General features: G+C 60.0%; 17 protein-coding genes and 1 pseudogene. 2 read left to right on the top strand and 16 right to left on the bottom strand.

Features of this window, described 5'->3' with window-relative positions; genetic code table 11:
- Positions 1 to 164: 164 nt before the first annotated feature.
- Positions 165 to 314: pseudogene (locus tag P0086_RS02295) on the top strand (plasmid pRiA4b ORF-3 family protein); the annotation flags it as partial.
- 187 nt (positions 315 to 501) lie between these two features.
- On the opposite strand, the gene P0086_RS02290 reads toward P0086_RS02295, so the two are convergent.
- From P0086_RS02290 to P0086_RS02245, 10 genes are all read right to left on the bottom strand, one after another.
- A complete protein-coding gene (locus P0086_RS02290) occupies positions 502 to 741 on the bottom strand; it encodes a hypothetical protein (protein WP_275782263.1) in 240 nt (79 codons plus the stop codon).
- Between the two features lie 778 nt (positions 742 to 1,519).
- Positions 1,520 to 2,647 carry a sn-glycerol-3-phosphate ABC transporter ATP-binding protein UgpC gene (gene ugpC / locus P0086_RS02285; protein ID WP_275782262.1) on the bottom strand — a complete coding sequence of 376 codons (1,128 nt, stop codon included), beginning with the start codon at positions 2,645 to 2,647 and terminating at the stop codon, positions 1,520 to 1,522.
- Positions 2,648 to 2,692: 45 nt separating this feature from the next.
- The gene (locus P0086_RS02280) at positions 2,693 to 3,976 is read right to left on the bottom strand and encodes an FAD-binding oxidoreductase (protein WP_275782261.1); all 1,284 of its coding nucleotides are present in this window, start codon (positions 3,974 to 3,976) and stop codon (positions 2,693 to 2,695) included.
- Between the two features lie 116 nt (positions 3,977 to 4,092).
- On the bottom strand, positions 4,093 to 4,962 hold the full coding sequence (locus P0086_RS02275; protein WP_275782260.1) for a PfkB family carbohydrate kinase: 870 nt from the start codon (positions 4,960 to 4,962) through the stop codon (positions 4,093 to 4,095).
- Positions 4,959 to 5,801, bottom strand: a complete 843-nt coding sequence (locus P0086_RS02270) for a TIM barrel protein (RefSeq protein ID WP_275782259.1) — start codon at positions 5,799 to 5,801, stop codon at positions 4,959 to 4,961. Before P0086_RS02270 ends, P0086_RS02275 begins: the two co-directional genes overlap by 4 nt.
- A gap of 13 nt (positions 5,802 to 5,814) precedes the next feature.
- On the bottom strand, positions 5,815 to 6,675 hold the full coding sequence (locus tag P0086_RS02265; RefSeq protein WP_275782258.1) for a carbohydrate ABC transporter permease: 861 nt from the start codon (positions 6,673 to 6,675) through the stop codon (positions 5,815 to 5,817).
- Complete coding sequence (locus P0086_RS02260) at positions 6,672 to 7,637, bottom strand: sugar ABC transporter permease (RefSeq protein WP_275782257.1); 966 nt, start codon at positions 7,635 to 7,637, stop codon at positions 6,672 to 6,674. Before P0086_RS02260 ends, P0086_RS02265 begins: the two co-directional genes overlap by 4 nt.
- Before the next feature lie 13 nt (positions 7,638 to 7,650).
- The gene (locus P0086_RS02255; protein ID WP_275782256.1) at positions 7,651 to 8,976 is read right to left on the bottom strand and encodes an extracellular solute-binding protein; all 1,326 of its coding nucleotides are present in this window, start codon (positions 8,974 to 8,976) and stop codon (positions 7,651 to 7,653) included.
- 81 nt (positions 8,977 to 9,057) lie between these two features.
- Positions 9,058 to 10,071, bottom strand: a complete 1,014-nt coding sequence (locus P0086_RS02250) for an SIS domain-containing protein (protein WP_112596602.1) — start codon at positions 10,069 to 10,071, stop codon at positions 9,058 to 9,060.
- A gap of 163 nt (positions 10,072 to 10,234) precedes the next feature.
- Positions 10,235 to 11,257, bottom strand: coding sequence for a LacI family DNA-binding transcriptional regulator (locus tag P0086_RS02245; protein WP_112606001.1), 1,023 nt, complete (start codon positions 11,255 to 11,257; stop codon positions 10,235 to 10,237).
- A 332-nt stretch (positions 11,258 to 11,589) separates the two neighbouring features.
- Between P0086_RS02245 and P0086_RS02240 the strand changes: the two genes are divergently transcribed.
- Positions 11,590 to 11,811 carry a hypothetical protein gene (locus P0086_RS02240; protein WP_275782255.1) on the top strand — a complete coding sequence of 74 codons (222 nt, stop codon included), beginning with the start codon at positions 11,590 to 11,592 and terminating at the stop codon, positions 11,809 to 11,811.
- Positions 11,812 to 11,939: 128 nt separating this feature from the next.
- Here the strand turns inward: P0086_RS02240 and P0086_RS02235 are convergent, their stop codons facing one another.
- From P0086_RS02235 to coxB, 6 genes are all read right to left on the bottom strand, one after another.
- The gene (locus P0086_RS02235) at positions 11,940 to 12,188 is read right to left on the bottom strand and encodes a DUF982 domain-containing protein (RefSeq protein ID WP_275782254.1); all 249 of its coding nucleotides are present in this window, start codon (positions 12,186 to 12,188) and stop codon (positions 11,940 to 11,942) included.
- 933 nt (positions 12,189 to 13,121) lie between these two features.
- On the bottom strand, positions 13,122 to 14,201 hold the full coding sequence (locus tag P0086_RS02230) for a c-type cytochrome (RefSeq protein ID WP_112606010.1): 1,080 nt from the start codon (positions 14,199 to 14,201) through the stop codon (positions 13,122 to 13,124).
- A complete protein-coding gene (locus tag P0086_RS02225) occupies positions 14,195 to 14,833 on the bottom strand; it encodes a cytochrome c oxidase assembly protein (RefSeq protein WP_275782253.1) in 639 nt (212 codons plus the stop codon). The genes P0086_RS02230 and P0086_RS02225 overlap by 7 nt, the downstream gene beginning before the upstream one ends.
- Positions 14,830 to 15,210, bottom strand: coding sequence for a hypothetical protein (locus P0086_RS02220; protein WP_275782252.1), 381 nt, complete (start codon positions 15,208 to 15,210; stop codon positions 14,830 to 14,832). The genes P0086_RS02225 and P0086_RS02220 overlap by 4 nt, the downstream gene beginning before the upstream one ends.
- Positions 15,211 to 15,215: 5 nt before the next feature.
- A complete protein-coding gene (ctaD, locus tag P0086_RS02215; RefSeq protein WP_275782251.1) occupies positions 15,216 to 17,735 on the bottom strand; it encodes a cytochrome c oxidase subunit I in 2,520 nt (839 codons plus the stop codon).
- On the bottom strand, positions 17,732 to 18,733 hold the full coding sequence (coxB, locus tag P0086_RS02210) for a cytochrome c oxidase subunit II (RefSeq protein WP_148188214.1): 1,002 nt from the start codon (positions 18,731 to 18,733) through the stop codon (positions 17,732 to 17,734). Before coxB ends, ctaD begins: the two co-directional genes overlap by 4 nt.
- Positions 18,734 to 20,026 lie beyond the last annotated feature (1,293 nt).

Raw genomic sequence — 20,026 nt, 5'->3', positions numbered from 1 at the left:
CTACGACCTGAACCATTTCGGGGAAGGCCCGTCTCCGTGCGGTCCAAATCCTCTGGTATCGGGTGCATTCTGCTACGGTCCTTGACACTATTCTCCTGGTGGCCAAGTACGCCCACGCCCGCCATGATCTTCGCATGACGACCCCTTCGATCAAAACCGCTTCGCACGACGACCATAAAGCCATGCGCCGGTGGGTGGGCAGCAAGTTCGACCCGGAGACCTGCAACCACGACGAGATCAACAAGGCGATCGCCAAGGGCATGAACCGATCGGAGGGCCACTACCGGTTTCGCCGCGAGAGCGCGCGCTATTAACGGACCGAAGACGCCGTTGGAAGTGGCGGGTCGCTTGCATCCATGTTGCAGAAGGTACCTGGGGCTAGGCCACCTGCGCATCGCCGACACGATTTTCGACCAGCGAACAAGGCATTACCCTGTTCCTGGCGACAAGAACGCTGGTATTCGGGACTGCCTGCAATGGCGTCTTCGACAATGTTGTTGGCTAGATAGCTGAATCAGAGGGTGGGATTCCTCGCCCGGCTGCCGATCTGAAGCGTGCGCCTGACTGTCCTTTGCCGGACAGTTCGTCACTGAGCTGTTCGGAGGACATCTGCTTTGCCGTTTCCCGGGCCTCGTCCTCCGTCTCAAACGCACGATGAATCGAATATCTGTCGAATATGGCGCGTACAATCCAGCTGCCATTGTGCTGAACAATCGTCACCTTTTTTTTCTCGCCACCCATCAAGAGACTCCTTCCCATATCTGCGATCCAGCCGGTGCCGCGACAGTCGTGGCATTCAATTCACGCCAGAACGGCTGGACGAACCTCTCAGGCTTCAAATAGTTCCTGCGAAACATCTGTTAGAGCTGGTGCCCGCGCGACCAACCGCCCAATCACCGACAGGGTGCCAAGTTGACAAGATTCCGTCGACAGACCGACCGCGCGGAACGGGACTTCCTGGAGCTGCGCGTGTCGGAGATGAGTTGCCCGTGAGTGCCGAGCGACTTCTGAAGGTCTAGGGACGGGCTTTGACAAGGAGAGCTGGACTCTAAAATAAGCTCGGCCGTAGCGTCCGTGTAGGTGGTGTCGTTTCAGGGGCGCTTGAGTGGAGATTGCGGTGGAGAATAAGCTCCGGGTTTTCGAGAGACGTCCGATGGCATCAGGCCCGTCGAAGAAGGTGGCGTTGCGGGTCTTCAACAGAGCGAAACGGAGAACCCGTTCCCGTGTCGCCACGGTGAGGTGCATGCGGGCGCGCGAAGCGCTGACGTCGAGCGGTGCTGGTCATGCCCGCCAATCAGCCACCATCCTGAATCTCGCAATCACCGCCGAAGAGCATGGTGACCAACAACGCTTCTCAAGCCCATCAAGCTCTGTCTGGCATTGCTAGCGGGTCTGCAGTTGAGGTTCTTTGTGTCGCAGGCGTCGAGACGGCTTGCGGGACCGCGCCCGCCCGCGCCGTCGGGCTGGTCGAACCAAACTTGGAGGCGCAAGCAGCAACTTGGACGGGCATGGTTTGAAGCTATATCTCAAGTGGACTTGTCTCAAGAATCTGACCAGTGACACAGAGACCGGCGGCATCAAAGACGTGGATGTCACCCGCCTGCGCGGTGAAATGCACCGTGTCCGTTCTTGTGTACGCTTTTTCGCCCGGTGCCTTGATAATGTACTTGTTGGTCGCGCTGCCCAAGTCGACGTAGAGCAGCTGAACTTCGCCGAGATTTTCTACCAGGTCGATCCTGCCACTCAGCAGTGGTCCGGCATGACCGGATGCCACGACCTGCGTGTTTTCGGGTCGAATTCCGATGCTTATCCGGTCTCCCACTGACACCGCTGAACCTTTGGCGGACACGCCCAGCGAAAGACCGCAGTCCAGCACGAGGTGCACAAGCTCGCCAGATTTTCTGACGACTTTTCCTTGCAGAATGTTCATCGCCGGTGAGCCGATGAACTGCGCCACGAAAAGATTGGCCGGTCTCTTGTAGAGATCGATGGGCGTCCCGACCTGCTCGATCTTGCCGTCCTTGAAGACGACGATGCGATCCGCCAAGGTCATCGCTTCGACCTGGTCGTGCGTGACATAGATCATGGTCACATCCGGCATGTTTTGCTTCAACTTCGCAATCTCGATCCGTGTTGCCACGCGCAATGCAGCGTCGAGGTTGGAGAGTGGCTCGTCGAACAGGAAGACCTTCGGATCGCGGACGATCGCTCTTCCGATGGCCACCCGCTGCCGTTGCCCTCCGGAGAGAGCCTTCGGTAGCCTCAGGAGGTATTTGTCCAACTGCAGGATTGCCGCAGCCTTTTTGACACGGTCGTCGATTTCGGCCTTGGATACGCCCGCGATGCGCAATCCGAACGACATGTTCTCATAGACTGTCATATGAGGATAAAGAGCGTAGGACTGGAATACCATGGAGATGCCGCGCTTGGATGGCGCTACCGTGTTCATCCGCGAGCCGCCGATGACAAGATCGCCGGATGTAATGGTCTCGAGACCTGCTATGCAGCGTAGCAAGGTCGATTTTCCGCACCCCGAAGGACCGACGAACACAATGAACTCCCCGGCCATGATATCCAGGTTAATCCCATGCAGGACTTCGAGATCGGCGTATGCCTTACGAATGTTTCTCAGCGACAGATCAGTCATCGTGTCTCGCTCCGCTTATTGATTTTGCGCGCTTGTCGGCTACCGTCATGGCGCAAGGCCTGCCAGAAAGCGCGTTAGCCGGCCTGGCTTCCGGTTGAGAATTTCAAGATCATTTTTCCGGCGAATAGCGCGTCGCACGACGCGGGCGCCCAGGTAACGCAAAGGCTCTGGCGGCAAGCGCGTTCTCTTGTTGATGCCGACGAGTCCACATCGGCTCCACACATCATCATAACCAAGAACAAGACTTGCCATGATCCGGCCGGCCACCGGTGCCTGCGCAATGCCGGTACCGTTGAAACCCACTGCATAGAAGATGTTTGGGTGGTCCCTGAGATGATCGAACACTGGCAGGTGCTGCGCGGTGCAGTCGATCGGTCCGCTCCAATCATAGAGCACCGGGACATCCTTTAGCTCGGGATAGACCCGGTGCATCTCGCGAATGTTGTCCGCTCCCTTGCCGCTGTCACGATTAAAACGCCCGTCGATCCGGTCGCCGAAGGCGATGCCGCCTGTGCCGCGCCCGAAGATCACCTCGCCCCCCCGCGTTCGCTGATAATAGAGGACATGATGCTGGGCATCGCAGATCGAAGCACCATCCATCCAGCCAATACGCTCGAGAAGCTCCGGGGCGGGCGCTGTCGCAACAACTTGGCTACTGACCACGTAGAGATAGGAATGCAACTCGGGTATGGCCGATAGCCAGGCATTGGCGGCGAGAACCACCTTGCTGGCGCAAAGCGTACCGCCAGCTGTGCGAAGGTGTGGACGCGGACCGGGTGCGATTTCCAGCACCGGGCTGTTCTCGTGAATGGTGACGCCTTTTTCAAGCGCCAGTCGCCTCAGACCGAGGGCGAGTTTTGCCGGCTGAACCGTGCCCGCGCGATCCTCGACAATCCCGGCATACGATACGCCGGAACCGGTACGCCGCAGGATGTCGTCGCGCTGAAGCAGGCGGAAACGGTCCTTGCCCAGCGCGCGGCAGAGGTCGTAGGCCGCCCCCCAGGCCCCTTCTTGGGCCGTCGAGCTTGCTGTCCACAGCCAGCCGTCGAGCCGAAGGTCCATGTCGAGCGCACCCGATGTCTGCAGGTGCCTCAGCTCCTCGATGGCATCGGCGGTCGCATCACAGAGCATGAGTGCATCGCTTTCGCCGACGAGCGCGAGCAACATGTCGACTTCTGCAAACCAGCTGTGGACTTGCCCTCCGTTGCGGCCGGAGGCACCCGAGCCGCAGAAATCCGCTTCCAGCACAGTGATCCGCGTTTCGGGTGCGTGCTCCTTGATCCGCAGGGCCGTCCACATCCCGGCATAGCCCCCGCCGACGATGGCCACATCGCATTCCGCACTCCCCTGCAAAGGCGAGGTGGCGGCCTCAGCCTCGATGCTCTGCAGCCAGTAGGAACGATCCTTCCTTGCGGCTGCAACCGGTGGCCTCAATGTTATAGTCCTCATCTATCTGCCCCATCCGTGGTCCGTATGACGCTGTCATATTTTGCGAGCAGCCACCCCGGAATCGGCCGGATGGGCTGCGGAAAGCCGCCGAGATGAGTGCAGGTCTCCGATGCCATTAGTGCGGAGCGGTCAAGAGCGGCTTGCTCGGACAAACCCTCGAAGAAGCGCGACATGATGAACGTCGCAATGAAGCTGTCTCCGGCCCCACAGGTATCGACAACGGGGACCGGCATCGAACCCGCCATGACGACCGTGTTCGCCTCGGCATAGAAGGAGCCGCGCTTGCCGCAGGTGATCACGGCCCGGCGCGCCCCTGCCTGCGCGAAATGCGCAATCAGCGGCTCGACCGGGTCGTCGGGCCGATCCGGGCCGGAAGCGAATACCAGCGGCACGCCGTCTAGCGAGAGGTCGAAATGGCGCGTGGAGACGTCAATACTGAAGGGTACGCCGTCGGCGACGAGGCGACGAACGAGTTCCTGATTGGAATTGGTTCCTAGATGAACCCAATCGGCCTGTCGCAGTGCTTCGTAGCGTTCGGCGCTCGGAATATACGCCTCGCCCACACCGAGAGATTCCAAGAGGAAACGTCGCTCACCCGCATCATCGACAAGCAGTGTCACTGCCGAGGCACCGGGACGAACTTCGATATCGCTACCGTCGAGACCCGCCTCCCGGATTGCAGCGAGCATGATATCGGCCTCTGCATCCGGGCCCAACGCCCCGAAATAACGCGCATTCAGGCCTCGCCGCCGCCATTGCACGGCAACATTCAGGGCATTGCCGCCGACCGTCACAAAACCCTTGGTAAGATAGGCATCAAGGCAATTGTCGCCAACGGCGATCAGCTGTGGATTTGCTTTCGTCATGCTTCATCCGCTTGGTGGAGAAGGGGGGTGATGGCGGCCAGGCAACGCCGCCAGGCGGAAACGGGATGGAGGGCATAGGAGCCGTTGCCAAAGAGCTCGAAAGTAAGGGTGCCCGCAAAGCCATGCGCACGCAGCGCAGCGATGTTGTCATGAAGCGGCAGATTGCCATCCCCCCAGGCGAAATGCCCGGCCGGCGTTCCATCGGCAATATGGACGTGTGCGATGCGCGCTCCGAAGTACTCGAAATACTCGGCGATACTCTCGCCGGCTGTGGCCATGGCCACCACATCGAGGACAACGTCGATGTCGTCCCCATCAAGCGAACGCCAGAAGGTTCGAAGCTCGCTCGCAGTGTTGACAATATTGCTTTCGACGCGCTGAAGAGGCTCAAGCAGGCAGGACACGCCAAGAGATCTCGCATGCGCGGTAATCCGGTTGACCGACTCCACCGAATGCGCCCAGGCGGTTTCGCGGCTCTCAGACTCAAATCCCCGGCCTGGCGTCAGAAAGAGGTAGGGCGCCCCGAGTTCCGCGCAAAGATCGGCCGCGCGCAAGAACCGCTCCACACTGGCTTGGCGATAGGCGCCGTCGCCGGAGGCGATGTTGACGGGATAGAGGACCTGCTCGGGCGTAAAGCACCGGACGGTCAAGCCATTGTCGCCAAGGATCGACTTTACCTCGGCCAGCCGCCCGCAACTGTCGTGGAAGAGGTCCAGATGTGGCGCAATACCCCATAGTTCCATCCGGTCGAAACCCAGGGCGCGGAGATTTTCTGCAGTCCAGCGAAACGAATGATGCTGGAAAGAAAAGTTCGCGCCGATGATCTGGTTGCGTTCCAATATGAGATCCGCCTTATTTTCCGATGCCTTCGGCAAGCCCGCGAATGAAAAAGCGCTGGGCTGCGAAGAAGGTGATCACGATGGGAAGCGCCGAGAGCGTCATGGCCGCGAAGACGACGGCATAGTTTGTACCGTGCTTCGCCATGATCGAGGTCAGGCCAACCGGCAGCGTCTGCAAACTGGCACCGCTGGTGAAGATCATTGCGAAGAGGTATTCGTTCCAGGCGAAGAGCACGTGCAGGATGGCACACGACACCAGGATTGGCTTGCACAGCGGCAATGTCACTTTCCAGAAGATCTGACCCTCGCTGGCCCCGTCCATGATGGCGGCTTCGTCGAGATCACGCGGCAGTCCCAGCATGTAGGCGCGGATGAGGAAGGTCGTGAAGGGGATGCGGAAGGCGGTATAGAGGATGATCAGTGCCCAGTAGGTATTGTAGAGGCCAAGGTCCTGCATCATCCGCACAAGCGGAATGACTGCGACCGTCGGGCTCAGCATGAGCCCCCCGAGCACGATGCCGACGAAGAACGGTTTGCCGGGCAGCTTCGATCTGGTCAGGCCGTAGGCGGTCCAGGCGCTGGTCAGCACGGTACAGGCTGCCGATCCCAACGTCACGATGATGCTGGTTGCGATGTAGTTCCGAATGCCCTGGTTCCAGGCCGCGACATAGTTTTCCAGGCTCAAGCCGCTCGGCAGGGCGAACGGATTTCCGAAGATCTCGCCATTCGACTTGAAGCCGCTCAACGCCATCCAGATAAGCGGATAGATAACGACTATGCCAAGACTGGACAGGAAGGTGACGAGGCAGACTTTTGCCAGTACGGCGAGGAAGTCTGGGCGATCCATTTCGCGCGATTGACGGGGTACGCTCACAGCTCGACCCTCCTCTTCTTCGTGTACCAGAGCTGTGCGAAGCCTGTCAGGAGGGTAATGACGAAGATGACCGAAGCGATGGCGGCGCCATAGCCGAAGTCGTTTTCGATAAAGCCCTGCTGGTACAGCCATGTACCCAACACCTGGCTGCTGTTGTTCGGCCCGCCGCCCGTCATCACCATGACCTCGTTGAACACCTGGAAGGCCCCGGTAATCGTGACGATCACCATCAGTCCGGTCATTTCGCGCGTGAGCGGAAATGTGATGTTCCACAGGCGCCGCCAGGTCCCTGCGCCATCCATGATGGCCGCGTCGTAGAGTTCACGCGGGATTTTCTGGATCGCGATGGCGAACAAGAGAGTGGAATAGCCGAAGCCCTGCCACTGGCTCATGGCAACAATGGCGTAGATTGCGGTCTCTTCCTCCCCCAGCCAGGCCCGCGACCAGCCATCGAGTCCCATAAGGGTCAGTGCTGCGTCCAGAAGACCAATGTCGGGCTGATAGATGAAATAAAAGAGCAGGCCCGCGACGGTGATCGAGATAGCCGATGGTACGAAGTACACCGCCCGCCAGAAACGGCGCCATCTCTCCTGGCTCAGCCCCTCGATCAGGGCCGCAAGGACGAAGGCCGCGAGAACCTGGAAGATGACGGAGATGAGGGCATAGAGCGTGTTATTGACAAGGGCGGTCCGGACTACCGGATCGGCTTGTAGCCGGCGGTAGTTGTCCAGTCCGACAAAAGCCGTCTCGCCGGTGAAGATGTCCTGCTCCTTCGTGCTGACCACGAAGTTGTCAACGATCGGGTAGTAGACGAACCAGAGAATCAGGACGAAGGCGACCAGGATCCAGCGAAACGACAGGACCGCGGTGGCCGGGCCGGGCCCGTCTCTCTCAGCCCGGCTCGGGCCGGTGAAGCCGATCCTGTCGACTTCACCGGTTTGCTCATGCTTCATGACAGTCATCGAAGGCCTATTTCTACTTGGACGAAGCCGCCGCTTCCTTGACACGTTGCATGACCTCTTCCGGGCTCAGCGTGCCTCCGATCAATGCCTGCAGACCCGATAGCCACGCAGCCGCCACGCGCGGCGGGTTAGCAGTGTCCAGCCAGGGCATGAGATAGGAGGAATCGGCGATGACTTTCAGGCCATCGACAACAGCCGGGTTCATGGTGTCTGCAGAGTAGCCGCCGACGGTCGCGCTGGGCTGGCCATAAGGCGGCGCCGACAGAACCTTGCCGTTCTCTGCAGAGGTGACGAAACGCATGAAGTCGATCGCAAGCGGAATGTTCTCCGAGGCCGCATTGATCATGTAGCCTTCCGGCGCCCCTTCGATGGCCTTGATATCTCCCTTGGCATCCTTCGGCGCGGGCAGCTTGAAGAAGCCGAAGTCCGCAGGCTTCAGCGCGCCTTCGGCCGTCGCCTGGTCGAATTCGATAATCTCCTGGTAATACATGGCGGACTTGCCGTTGCTAAATTGCTGCAGCGCCGAAGCATAGGAAGCCCCGTTCGTCCCCGCTCCGTCAGAGCATTCATCAACCAGTTGCTTGAACTGCTGGAGGCTTGCGACATAGCCGGGATCGGCAAACTCGGCCGTCGCCGGCACGAAATCCTTCTCGAGCGTCGCCCGCGAGACGTTGTAGGCAAGAAGCTGTCCGGCATAATGCACGCCCGGCCAGCCTTCCTTGTTGCCGAAAGATACCGGCGTTATGCCCGACTTCTTGAAGGCCGCACAGGCGGCCAGCAGGTCCTCGAAAGTCGCAGGCTCGCCAATCCCCGCCTTTTCGAATAGGCGCCGGTTGTAGCCCATGAATTTGGCATCAAGGTAAAGCGGAATGCCATAGAGCTTGTCATTGTACTGGAAGGCGGAAACTGCGGCGGCCGCTAGCGTTTTACCCCATTGCGTATCTGGCCCGATGACAGGGGTCAGATTGACAGCGCGCTTGCCGCGCACGAAATTCTCACCCCAACTGCCGGTCCAAGTAAAATAGACATCAGGCAACGAATTGGACGCAACGAGCGCCTTGGTCTTGCCTTTCACACTGTCGTCGCTTTCCTGGATGAGCTCGACCGTCACGTCCGGATGAAGCTTTTCATATGCTTTGGCGGCGTTGACGAAGAAAGGAGAAAGCTGCTGCAGGCCAAATTTCGTCAGTACGCTGACTGTCCCGGAATAGTCGATAGCCGCGTTCGGATCGGCCACGGCCGGGTCGGCAGCACCTGCAGCACTGACGCCGGCGCTGACGAGGGTGGCGGCAGCAAGCGCCGCTAGGTTGCTCGTGCGTGAAAACGTATTGCCTTTCATTTCGCAGTTCCTCTCTGTTGTTTTTTCTGTCAGGCATGCACGGATGGATCGGCCCGGCATCACTGCCGGACCGGAAAAACCCTAATATTCAACACGTTTATAGTAGCGGCGGGTCGTGAGCGGGTGATCACGCAGGACCTCCAGATGCGCGCTCAGCCGCTCAAGCATTGTCGCCAGGATCACGGGCGAGATGAAGCTGCGCGTTCTGGCCGAAATGCCTGGAAGGTCGGCGGAGGCCGCATCCAGGACGCGCACCTTGTCGGTGTAGCGCTTGGCGAAGGACTCCACACGATCCGTAAGCGGCCGGAAGGCATCCTCGCCCTTGAAGATGAAGAGGCTGACACCCGGCTCGACCAGTTCCAGCGTGCCGTGGAAAAAGTCGGATGCCTGAACTGGACGCGTGCGGATCCACTGCATCTCTTCCAGGATGCACATGCCGTAATAGTGCGCCTCCGGCCAGACGGAACCAGCACCCGTGAAGATGTGGTAGGTTTCGTCCTTGATTTCCCTGGCAAGGGCCGCCGCTTCGGCCTCATAGCTTTCCTTCACTGAAACGAGGAGCTCGGGCAGCAACTCGAGTTCAGCCACAGTCGAATCGAAATCAGAATACTCGCCGCGTTCGGCAAGCAATGCGAGAACAAGCAGCAATGTCTGGAGGTAGAACGATTCCGACGACGTATCGTCTTCTGCGAAGTTGGTGAAGTTGTAGTCGCAATCGCGCCCGAGGGGCGTATCCCTGTGGCCGGTGAGCGAGAGGGTCTTCACGCCGCGCGCCTTGAGAAAGGACAAAAGCTGCACGCTTTCTTTTGTGGTGCCCGAAAGCGAAGGTAGGATGACGAGTGCCTTCTCGTTCAGTCCGGCCGGCGGCTCCAGAACAACCTGCGCAGAATAGGCCGCCGACACCGGAAAGAGCGTCGCATTTCGAGCGAACTCGATGGCCGGCTGCGTCAGGAACTGCACACCGCCGGTCCCCATGAAGAAGATGCGTTCGAGACCGCCCTTCAGCAGGTCCCGCATCAGAACACGCATGTCCTTGCCGATTGCAACCGCGCCGCTTTGGATCTTTATAAAGCGATCCCTATCGAAATTGAGCATTTAGAACCTTCCCGTTTTGCGTTCCAGGCGTCTTTGAGCAACTCACATGGGCACGCAAATAATCGTTGAGACTGTGTGAGATCGATCTCACACACATTAAAGGCACAAGAATTTCATACTGGCAAGTGGGGCTGTCAAAAATAAAATCGAAGCGCTTTGCGCCTCAGCCGGCGCTGCAGTGGCTCACGGAACCACGAATTATCAGCTTGGTTTCAAAGCGGATTTTCCGCAGCGGGTGAGACTTGCCGGAGAGACGGTCGAACAGCAGCTGTGCCGCCGCACGTCCGATTTCCGAAACCGGCTGGGAGACGACGGTGATCTGCGGATCGGTGAACGTCGCCAGGTTAAAATCGTCAAATCCGATCAACGACACATGATGAGGGATGGAAATCCCCATGGAGCGAAAGGCCAGAAGAGCACCTTGCGTCATCAGGCTGTCGACCGTGAAGAGTGCGGTCGGGGGTGTCTTCTGGCTGAAAAGGCGGATCGTAGCGTCGACGGCGTGCTCTACCGTCGATTGCGACACTGCAACCAGTCGCTCGTCCAGGGAAATGTTGCCGGCCGCCAATGCCGCCCGGTAGCCGCTCATGCGTTCGCGCGAAGTAAAGATGCGCATATCATCCTGCAGAAGTCCGATGCGGCGGTGCCCCATGCCAATCAGATATCGGACTGCCTTGTGCGCACCACCCTCGTTGTCGACGACGACACTGTCGCACTCTATGCCCTTGGCCACCCGGTCGATGAGTACCAGTGGGATGTTGTCCGCAATCAGTCCTTGCAGGTGCGCATTGTTGTCAGCCGATGTGGGTGCGACGATGAAGCCTCGTATGGAGAGTGCCTGCAGGCTTGCCAGGAGCGACATTTCCTGGTCCAGCTCTTCTTCACTGCTCCCGATGACCAGATTGTACCCGGACTGCCGCGCCACAACCTCAATATCGTGCGCGATTCGGGCAAAGAACGGATTCTGGATGTCCCCTAGAATGCATCCGACAATAGGCAGCTGGCCATTGCGCAACGCCTGTGCCAATCGGTTGCCGCGATAGCCCAGCTTTTCCGCAGCTGCCTGCACCCTTTGCGCTGTCTCGTCGCCAACATAACCGTAGTTGTTAAGGGCGCGCGCAGCCGTAGCACGTGACACATTGGCGAGCGCCGCCACATCCTTCAAAGTTGCCGGCTTCCGACCCATTTCGCCCCGTGCCTTCTCCAGCAGAATCTGCAGGCCTTCCTTTTAACGTCGGTTCGCCAACTCGCATAGGCACAGCCCAAGCGAAATCCGCCCGCGCCGGCCGCTAGGAGATCGATCGTATGACGGGCGCACAGTTGCGACGTAAGCAATTACCGGACTGTTTTCGGCCGGGGCCACGCACGCTTTCCGGTCAAGATTTTCTCGGCACTTTAATGTCCCGGGGAAGCAATCAACCGGCTCACTCAACCGGCTCCTGCTGGAAACAATCTCGGCACTTTTTCGTTAGCCATAAGGTCGCACGCTGGTGAATGCGGCATCTGGAGGACTGATGCATGGACGAGAGGCAGACACTTTCCCTCAAAGATATCGCAGCCGAGTATGTTCGACTGGGGGGTCAACGTCGTGCAGTCATCGATGATAACAAGCTCTCCATCCGCAAGTGGGACTCCGAGCCTGCAGCTGCGCGAGCATTCTGGGAGCGCCATGTTTCCCCACTATCAGATAAAGATCTGCAGGAACTAGAGACGTATCTTCCCACCATCAATCGGCGTTAAGCCATCACGCTTGATGGCCGTTGCCAGTGGTGCGCCGCCCAACTCCGATGACGACGCTGTCACGCCGGTGATGGATGCATGCTGTTGTGGGATGGAGAGAACAGTCTGGACGTGGGTCGCCCGCCTTTTCAGCTTTTGCTGAGAATTCCGGCTTCCATTGCAGCCGCGACGAACGCTTCTCTCGCATGATCAACGGGCATACCTTCCTTGAGCACGGCGAGACAGGCGGCTCGGCCCAGGCGATTTGCAGGGCCGGGGTTAACGGGCCAGTCGTCCGTCAGAAAGCGGAGAGCTTCGGCCGTGCTACATATTGCACGCAACCTGCCACTCTCGCCGGTCTCCAGCACAACGGCCATGCTCCATCTTTGTTCTTCCATGTGGCGATAACCTCCAGCCGATGATCTTACGACAGGCAAGGATGCTTCCGTCAGGCTTCGCGCGGCGGGAGCGGTACCGTGCCGCGGAAACGGTTGTTCCGGTTGACGCCTCCATCGCGAACTCCTCACTACAGGCGCTTTGTCGAAACCTCTGTAGCCCGATTTGTTCCCTGCCGGCATGAAATTTGGCGAATAGAACGCTCGCTATCGGGGAGTCGAACGATAGCTGTACTCCCTCGCCAATTTCAGATTCGAGGTTCTCATCGATCGTATGGTTCGCGAAGGAAAGGGCAGTAGCATCCCCGGCCACGGCTTTTTCTTCTTACGGCCCCCAATCTCCGTCGGTGATCTACCCAAGATATGTGAACGCCGTGGACGAGGCGGCCATCACACCTGAGCCGGCTGCGAGCAATCGCCAGGCAGTGAAGTCTCTACCTGCGAAATCGGCACACCAGCAGCCACGGCGAAGGTAATTCGGCGGCGTCTGCTGTGGATGAAGGCGATTGCCCGACATCACAGCAAACTGGCTCCGACAAGGAAGCGGCGGCAAACAGTCAGCGGCTTGCGAGTAAGAGGACCGCTGCCTGATCGCTGTAGCCTCCGGGATGATCTCCCAATCCATCGGGGCGGCAGACCGCCAATGGACGGGTGCAGGACGCCACTGCCCACATCGGCTACCCGCCCGGCTTCAGCAGCATAAGATAGACAGACTCCGCCATCCCCGCAGGAGATCTTGGATCATGTATCGCCAAGCCCGTGGCCGCGCGGCCCGGCCATCGAGCGCGTAGTTGCAAGCACAGATTTCCTGGATCAATGAAGCAATTCGCCGCCTGATCTTTTCGTGCGCCCTCTCCCGAGCGCGCTCCGTCCTACGGGACGACGCGGGATTGCCGCGTCGCGCTGCTGGCGAAGAATTTCCTTACTGCGCGGAATTTAATTCCCGGACCTGGACGCACCTTCAACGGCGATTGGCTTTCGTGCAAAGAAATAGCCTGCAACGGCGTCGATGTCCTGCTCGTCGAGATTGGCCGCAACCCGTTCCATCAGTGCTCGATAAGGTCCACCGCCCCTTCTCGCATCAGCAAACAGTCGCAGTTGTGCCGCGAGATAGGTGGCAGGCTGGCCCGAGAGCCTTGGATAGGCCGGGTTGGCATTTTCCCGGTCATGACAGGACAGGCATGCGGGAATGCGCCGCCCGGGGTCGCCGAAACGCGCGATCTGCTCGCCTCTGCCGACCTGTGCCGGAGGGGGCCCCGTCTGCAGGTCGAAGGCGGATTTCTCGGCAAAATGTAGGGCCAGGGCGTCGCGCTCCCGCTCCGTCAGCGACTGGATGGCGACGGCCATGATGCCACTCCGGCGCGTTCCCTCCGCATAGGCTGCGAGGCTGTCCCTCAGATAGGTCTGTGACTGGCCGTCGAGCCGGGGAATCAGACTGTCTCGATCAAGCTGGTCCGGTGCATGACAGTCGTTGCAGGTCTCCGGCGTCCGTCCCGGTTCATGTGCCGAAGAGGCCGCGTGGCCCGCGAGGCGGCCATAGGATGAGGCATCGAGCTCAGGATAGCGTCGGAGGAACGCTACCATGGCCCAGACCTCATCCTCACGCTCTGTGACGGGCCATGACGGCATTCCGGTGAAGCGCACGCCATGCTGCACGATCTGGAAGAGTTCGGCATCGGTCCAGCCCGGAATCACCGTCTTCAGATCGGGCGGCACTGGCAGCATCCCACGTGCGATTGCCGGAGACGGCATTGCCGGCGAACCATGGCAAATGGCGCAGCCCCTCTCGAAGTGCCCCGCTGCCATCGGCAGCATGCCGTCGTGAAATGGCGGAACCTCCGTGCCGATGGCAGCGGTGCGGACAGAGGATCGCATCGCCCAGTGCAGGAACCAGTCGGTAACCTTCCAGTGGCCCGTGCTCGCACTGATGCCGATCAGTCCCGACCATGCAATGAAAAGCCCGGCCACCGCCGCTCCGAGGACAAGGACAGTGGTCTGCTTCCATCCGATCACCATCCCCGTTCCTCGCCCACCACGTCGCCTTTCTCGCGAAGCACGCTGTAAAGTAGAACGACGGCGCCCATGAGGTAGGAAGCGGCGCCGACAGCAAGCATGACAACGCCACCGATCTGCTGGTCGGAGGCCGCGTCCAGCCGAATGCCAAAGCAACTGACTTCGCCTCTGCCATAGAGCGGTCGTGGCGCCAGTGCGAGCAAGACGCCAAGCAGTGTCATGTGCACGGAGGTGAAGAGGAGCCCGATCGTCCCGGCCAAACGTCCCTCACCATTATGGCCGCGCCTCAGACAAACGAGCCAGAGGAGAAATCCAGCGACGAGGAAACTGAAGAGTTCCAGCAGCGAGACGTGGGCGCTGGCGGACGCCAGTGCCCGCGATGCCGGAACATGCCAAATCCAGACCACGATCAGCTCGATCACCGAGGCGAGAACCGGCGTCATCCACACAACCCTTCCCGAGAAATCGAACTGGGTGTCCATTATGCCGTAGGCGAGCAGCGGTGCCGCCACGGCGACGATGCCCATATGCAGCAACATGTGCACCGTAAACGAGCTACCGTCGAAGGAGGCATATAGCGCAACCGGCGTGAGCGCGATCAACAGGCCTCCTGCCATGAGCGCGACGGTCTTCATGGCTGGCACGTCTCGATGAAGAACAGAGGGACTGCGACAAACACGACGGAGACGAAGCTGAGCCCGGACAGGAGCAAGGTCGCAAATCCCTGAAACAACAGCCGGTCCTCCTGGGTGGGAGCGTCGTGTGGTGGGTCACCGCTGCCAAACCCCCATTGGCGCCACGCGAGCCACGCGGAAAGCGTGATACCGGCAAGGGCCAGAAGCGTGATGAGGACGAGTGCCAGGCGCATCTGCGCGAACGTGAAGCCCGCTGCCGCGGCCTTCTCGCAATAGACCGCCACGAGGACATAGCTGACAAGGAAATGCACCGCCCAGATTGTCGGCGCGGTGAAAAGTGTCCAGAGGCTCTCGATTTCCTTCGGAATCAACCGCATCCGCGTCACCTCACAGCGGGAAACAGGCCGAGCACGCCAAACGACGTTACGGCCGTGATGACCAGGAAATGCCAGTAGAGCACGACGTTCTGCAGATCCATGTCGTGTCGTGCGCTCATGCGACCGGCAAGGCTGCGGGCCAGGCAGTAGGCCTGCATGACGATGGCCAGTGCACCATGCACGGCCGTCCAGAGGGCAATGACCCAGACGATCGCAGGATAGACGTGCGCGGTCGGATCCATCGCGTTCAAATGCGGGCCGGCCAGTCCGGCGCCACACCCGGCGGCGGTCAGAAAGGCCGAGAAGATGAGCATCGCACGCATCAGCCACCGCCTGTCGGAACCATTGACGCGGCGCGCCATCAACATGGCAAGCCAGGCGAGCAGAAACAGGCTTGCGGCCAGGAGCGGCCACAGCATTCCCGGTCCCGCATGTCCGGCGGTAAAGTCGTCGTGAATCGTCCAGTAGAAGAAGTAGCCGAACATCAGGCTGGCATAGGCGGTGCCGTCACCTGCCATGGTTATGAACATCCCCCACCAGCCGACGGACTGTGGTCCGGAACGGTAGAGCGGCAGGCTTTTGCCCAGACCGATGTGGCGGACTTCCGAGCGGGGGATTTGCGCCGTCCCGGTCCAGAGCCAGGCGGTGATTGCAGCGAACGTGAGAGTCGCGCAGACCAGCGTGAGCATCCACCAGTGAAAGGTCAGGGCGATGAAGACACCGCCCAGCGAAAACGCCGCGACCATGGTCATGATCGAGGTGCCACCGACCCGAAGGCACTGTTCTGGTCGCGCATCCAGTACAGACGTCACCAGCGTCTCGCGCGCCCCGTCCTGCACGTCCGGAAGGTAGTAGCGACCCGCCTTGATGTCGTCGAGCAGGCCCGGCTGGTCCCAGATCGGGTAGCGACTCTTGATGATCGGAATCGAGCGCACGCCCCAGGTCTCCTCCGGCTCACTGATCCATTCCAGCGTACCAGCCCGCCAGGGATTCATCTCCAGCGGCGGCTGGCGGTGCTTCGGGCGAACGACGTCGATCACCACGACGGCGACACCCGCGGCGAAAATGAACGCTCCCAGCGTCGAGATGAGGTTTAACCACTCCCATCCGACGTCCGCGGGATAGGTGAACACCCGGCGCGGCATGCCGCGCAGGCCCGCCAGGTGCATGGGGAAGAAGGCGACGTTGAAGCCCGCGAACATCAGCCAGAAAGCGATTTTGCCGAGCCGTTCGGACAGTCTGCGGGCATTTATGAGCGGATAGTAATAGTAGATACCGGCGGTAACTGGAAACAGCATGCCGCCGATCAGGACATAATGCAGGTGGGCGACGACGAAATAGGTGTCGTGGGCCTGCCAATCGAACGGCACCAGCGCCACCATCACCCCCGTGAGCCCGCCGACTACGAAGATTGCAAGCCCGCCGGCCCCAAACAGCATCGGCACGGAAAAGATGACGCGTCCGGCAAGCAGCGTCGCAATGAAGACGAAAATCTGTACCCCGGTCGGGATCGCGACCGCCTCCGAGGCGGCCGAGAAGAAGGCGAGCGAAATCTGCGGCAGACCGGTGGCGAACATGTGATGCACCCACAGGCCGAAGCTGAGAAAGCCGGTGCCGACCGCCGCGAGCACGATCCAGGAATATCCGACAATCGGACGCTGAGCAAAAGTGGGCACGATCATGGCCATAATTGCGATGGCCGGCAGGAAGACGATGTAGACCTCGGGATGCCCGAAGATCCAGAACAGGTGCTGCCACAGCAGCGGATCGCCGCCGCGCTTGGCATCGAAGAACGGCCAGCCGAACATCCGCTCCATCTCGAACAGGATGTCGCCGGCGATTAGCGGCGGGAAGGCGAACAGGATCATCCCGGCCACGATCAGCAGGTACCAGGCAAATAGCGGCATCATGTTGATGCGCATGCCCGGCGCACGACACTTCATGATGCCGGCAATCAGTTCGACTGCCGCGGCGATGGAAGCCACTTCGATGAAGGACAGGCCGAGAAGCCAGATATCGGCGCCGACGCCCGAATACGCCTTGTCGGTTGCGAGCGGCGGATACATGAACCAGCCGGTGTTGGGGGCTGCCCCGAAGAAAATAGACCCGCATACGAAGACGCCACCCAGCGCGAAGCTCCAGAAGCCGAAAGCGGCCAGGCGCGGGAACGGCAATTCGCGCGCGCCCAGCATCGATGGCAGCAGAAAGATTGCGACAGCTTCGAATACGGGCACGGCGAACAGGAACATCATCACCGTTCCGTGCAGCGTGAATGCCTGGTTGAAGACCTCGGCCGAAAGAAATCCGTTCTCCGGGACAGCGAGCTGCACGCGAACAAGCAGCGCAAGGACGCCCGCGAACAGCATGAAGATGAACGCCGTGGCACCGTACCACAGGCCTATCTCCGTATTGTTAACGGAAGTCCAGTAGCGCCAGCCAGACGGTGTCTGCCAGACTTCACGCAGTTCCCGCTCCTGTTTCGCGCGCTCTTCATGACTGAGGTCCCTCATGCTGACGTCGGTCATCGCAAACCCGCCAGGTATCCCGATATCGCTGCAATATCGCCGGGCGGCACCATATCGAAGGCGGGCATCTTGGCGCCGGGTTTGATCGCGGACGGGTCACGGATAAATCGTTCAATGTTCTTGCGCGTGTTTGCGAGCGTCCCCGCCCCAACGGTCGAGCGATCCGCAAAATGGGTCAGATCGGGGCCCAGCCCGGCGATCGGCGTGGTGCCCCTCACCGAATGACAGCCAACACAGCCGTGATGGGTGAACAATCGCTCACCCTTGCTGCCTTCAGGCCGGTTTCCCGACGCCTGCTTTCGCCTCCAGTCGTCAAAGGCATCCCGTTCCATCACCACGACCGAAAACGCCATATAGGCGTGCGAGACGCCACAGAATTCCGCGCAGGGCGCTCTGAACACTCCTGTCTTCGTCGGCAAAAGCGAAAGGACATTTGTACGGCCCGGGATCATGTCCATTTTTCCTCCCAGTGACGGTATCCAGAAGGAGTGGATCACATCGTCGGCACGTAGGGAGAAGACAACACGTTCGCCGACGGGGAGCCGTATTTCGTTGGCAGTTTCGAATCCCGCGACGCCCTCCTCGGCCGGGTAGCGGACGCGCCACCAGAACTGCTCGCCGATTACCTGGATGCGATCGGGCTCGGCGACAGCGCGCCCGAGCCATGGCCGGATCGAAGGCATCAGCCATATCGTATACACAAGCAGCGCGAAGAGGACGATCACCGGAAAGGCGACACCGCCCCAGGCGATCAGCCTCCCCGCCCCTTCCTCCGACCAAGCTGATCGCCGGCGGCGACAGGCATGCGTCAGCAGCCCGATGACGGTCAGCCAGATAATCCCGCCCCCGATAACCATAACAACGGACAGGTGGTAGACCTCTGCCGCCTCCTGTCCTGCCGGATCAAGCGCCGACTGCCTGCCTGCGCAGCCGGTGACGAGAAAAGGCAGGACTACCTGCAGGTGGCCAAATATCTTTCGTTCGCTCTGAATGGACATGCCGATAGCGATATGGGGCGGCGGGCCGTGCCGGCAAGGTTGTGGGCGAGCGATAAGCGGGAGCGTTCGTGGATTGGGCGCCAAAAGAATGCCCGAGCAAGCAGACGGGTAGGCAATGGCCACCAAATTCTGGCTTTCGCCAGGCGGGCCCCAGCCAACGCCACGACCGTCCCTAAACCACCTTCAGGGGAGCGGATTTCACCCAAAAACGAGAGGTGGACCCACGGATTTTTCAGGTTAAGCGGACTTCTGCCTGACTTCGCCAAAGACCTTGCACACTGAAGCGATCACTGCCCTGTGCCCAAAGCCCGCGCAATGGCCGGAACTATCGGGTTTTCAAGATGTTTTACCTCGGAGGGAACGGAGGCTACATCATGGGAAACCCGAGCTACTGGACAAAATCTGTTGAACTCGAACTCGACGGTCCGGGACGATTTCGAAAAATCACAAGTACCAGGGATGCAGCTGAATGCCTTAGTCACTGGCCCGTAAAAGGTGGCGCCGCACACTCGTTGGCGACGAGTCTATGCCGCGCCGCCCTGGAAGGGGGTGTCCCGCGCAAAGTCGCCCGGGAAGCATTCATCTACGCCGCACAAGAGGGAGGTATTCGCATCCGTCTTGGACCCAACCAAATTTCCAGGAAGTGATCGCTGTCAGGGCATGCCCCTGGCAGACCGGGGCCACCATGCTCACCATTTTCACCACTGGCGTCGACAGCATAAGAGCAGGCTGCTTTTCGGCACCGCCGCGGCGGGCGCGGATGGAACAGACCGCTCTTGCGATAGTCAAGTCAAGCTGAAGGACCTTTGCCCCGTCCCCATCAGACCAAGGTCCGGTGAAAGAGGCGGTCTTGCGCGCTATCTTCAGAAATCGGCGTTATTGCCCCACACGCCACACCTGGCGGCGGAAGCATGCACTTCCGTCGCTTTTTTTTCAGCGCGCTGCCAAGCAGACCTCCGGATCAGGTGGCTCATCTAGCGGCAATAGAGCCCCACCTCTTTTGCCGCCACAATGAAAGTGTTCGTGCCTCCTCCGCACTGCGCATGCCGTCGAAGGCGGCCGTGCATGCGACCTTCGCACGCATGTACTGGGTCCCCGTGCGTCTAGGCCAAACCTCATCGAGGCAGTCAACGCCTCGAATGCACTTGCAGCCGAACGTTAACCAACGCTCCAAGACTGAAGCCAACGGGGGTGGAGCACTCACACCTCTCTATCGCGCGCCCTCCTCATGACTTTCAATCAAGTTGGCTAACACTAAAAGATGGGAATTCACCCGAGTCCCTCAACGCGCGT

Origin of the sequence: Mycoplana sp. MJR14 (genome assembly GCF_029210525.1) — a bacterium.
Classification (GTDB): domain Bacteria; phylum Pseudomonadota; class Alphaproteobacteria; order Rhizobiales; family Rhizobiaceae; genus Mycoplana.
The sequence above is the reverse complement of the archived record's forward strand: the minus strand, read 5'-3'. Positions and strand labels throughout refer to the sequence as shown.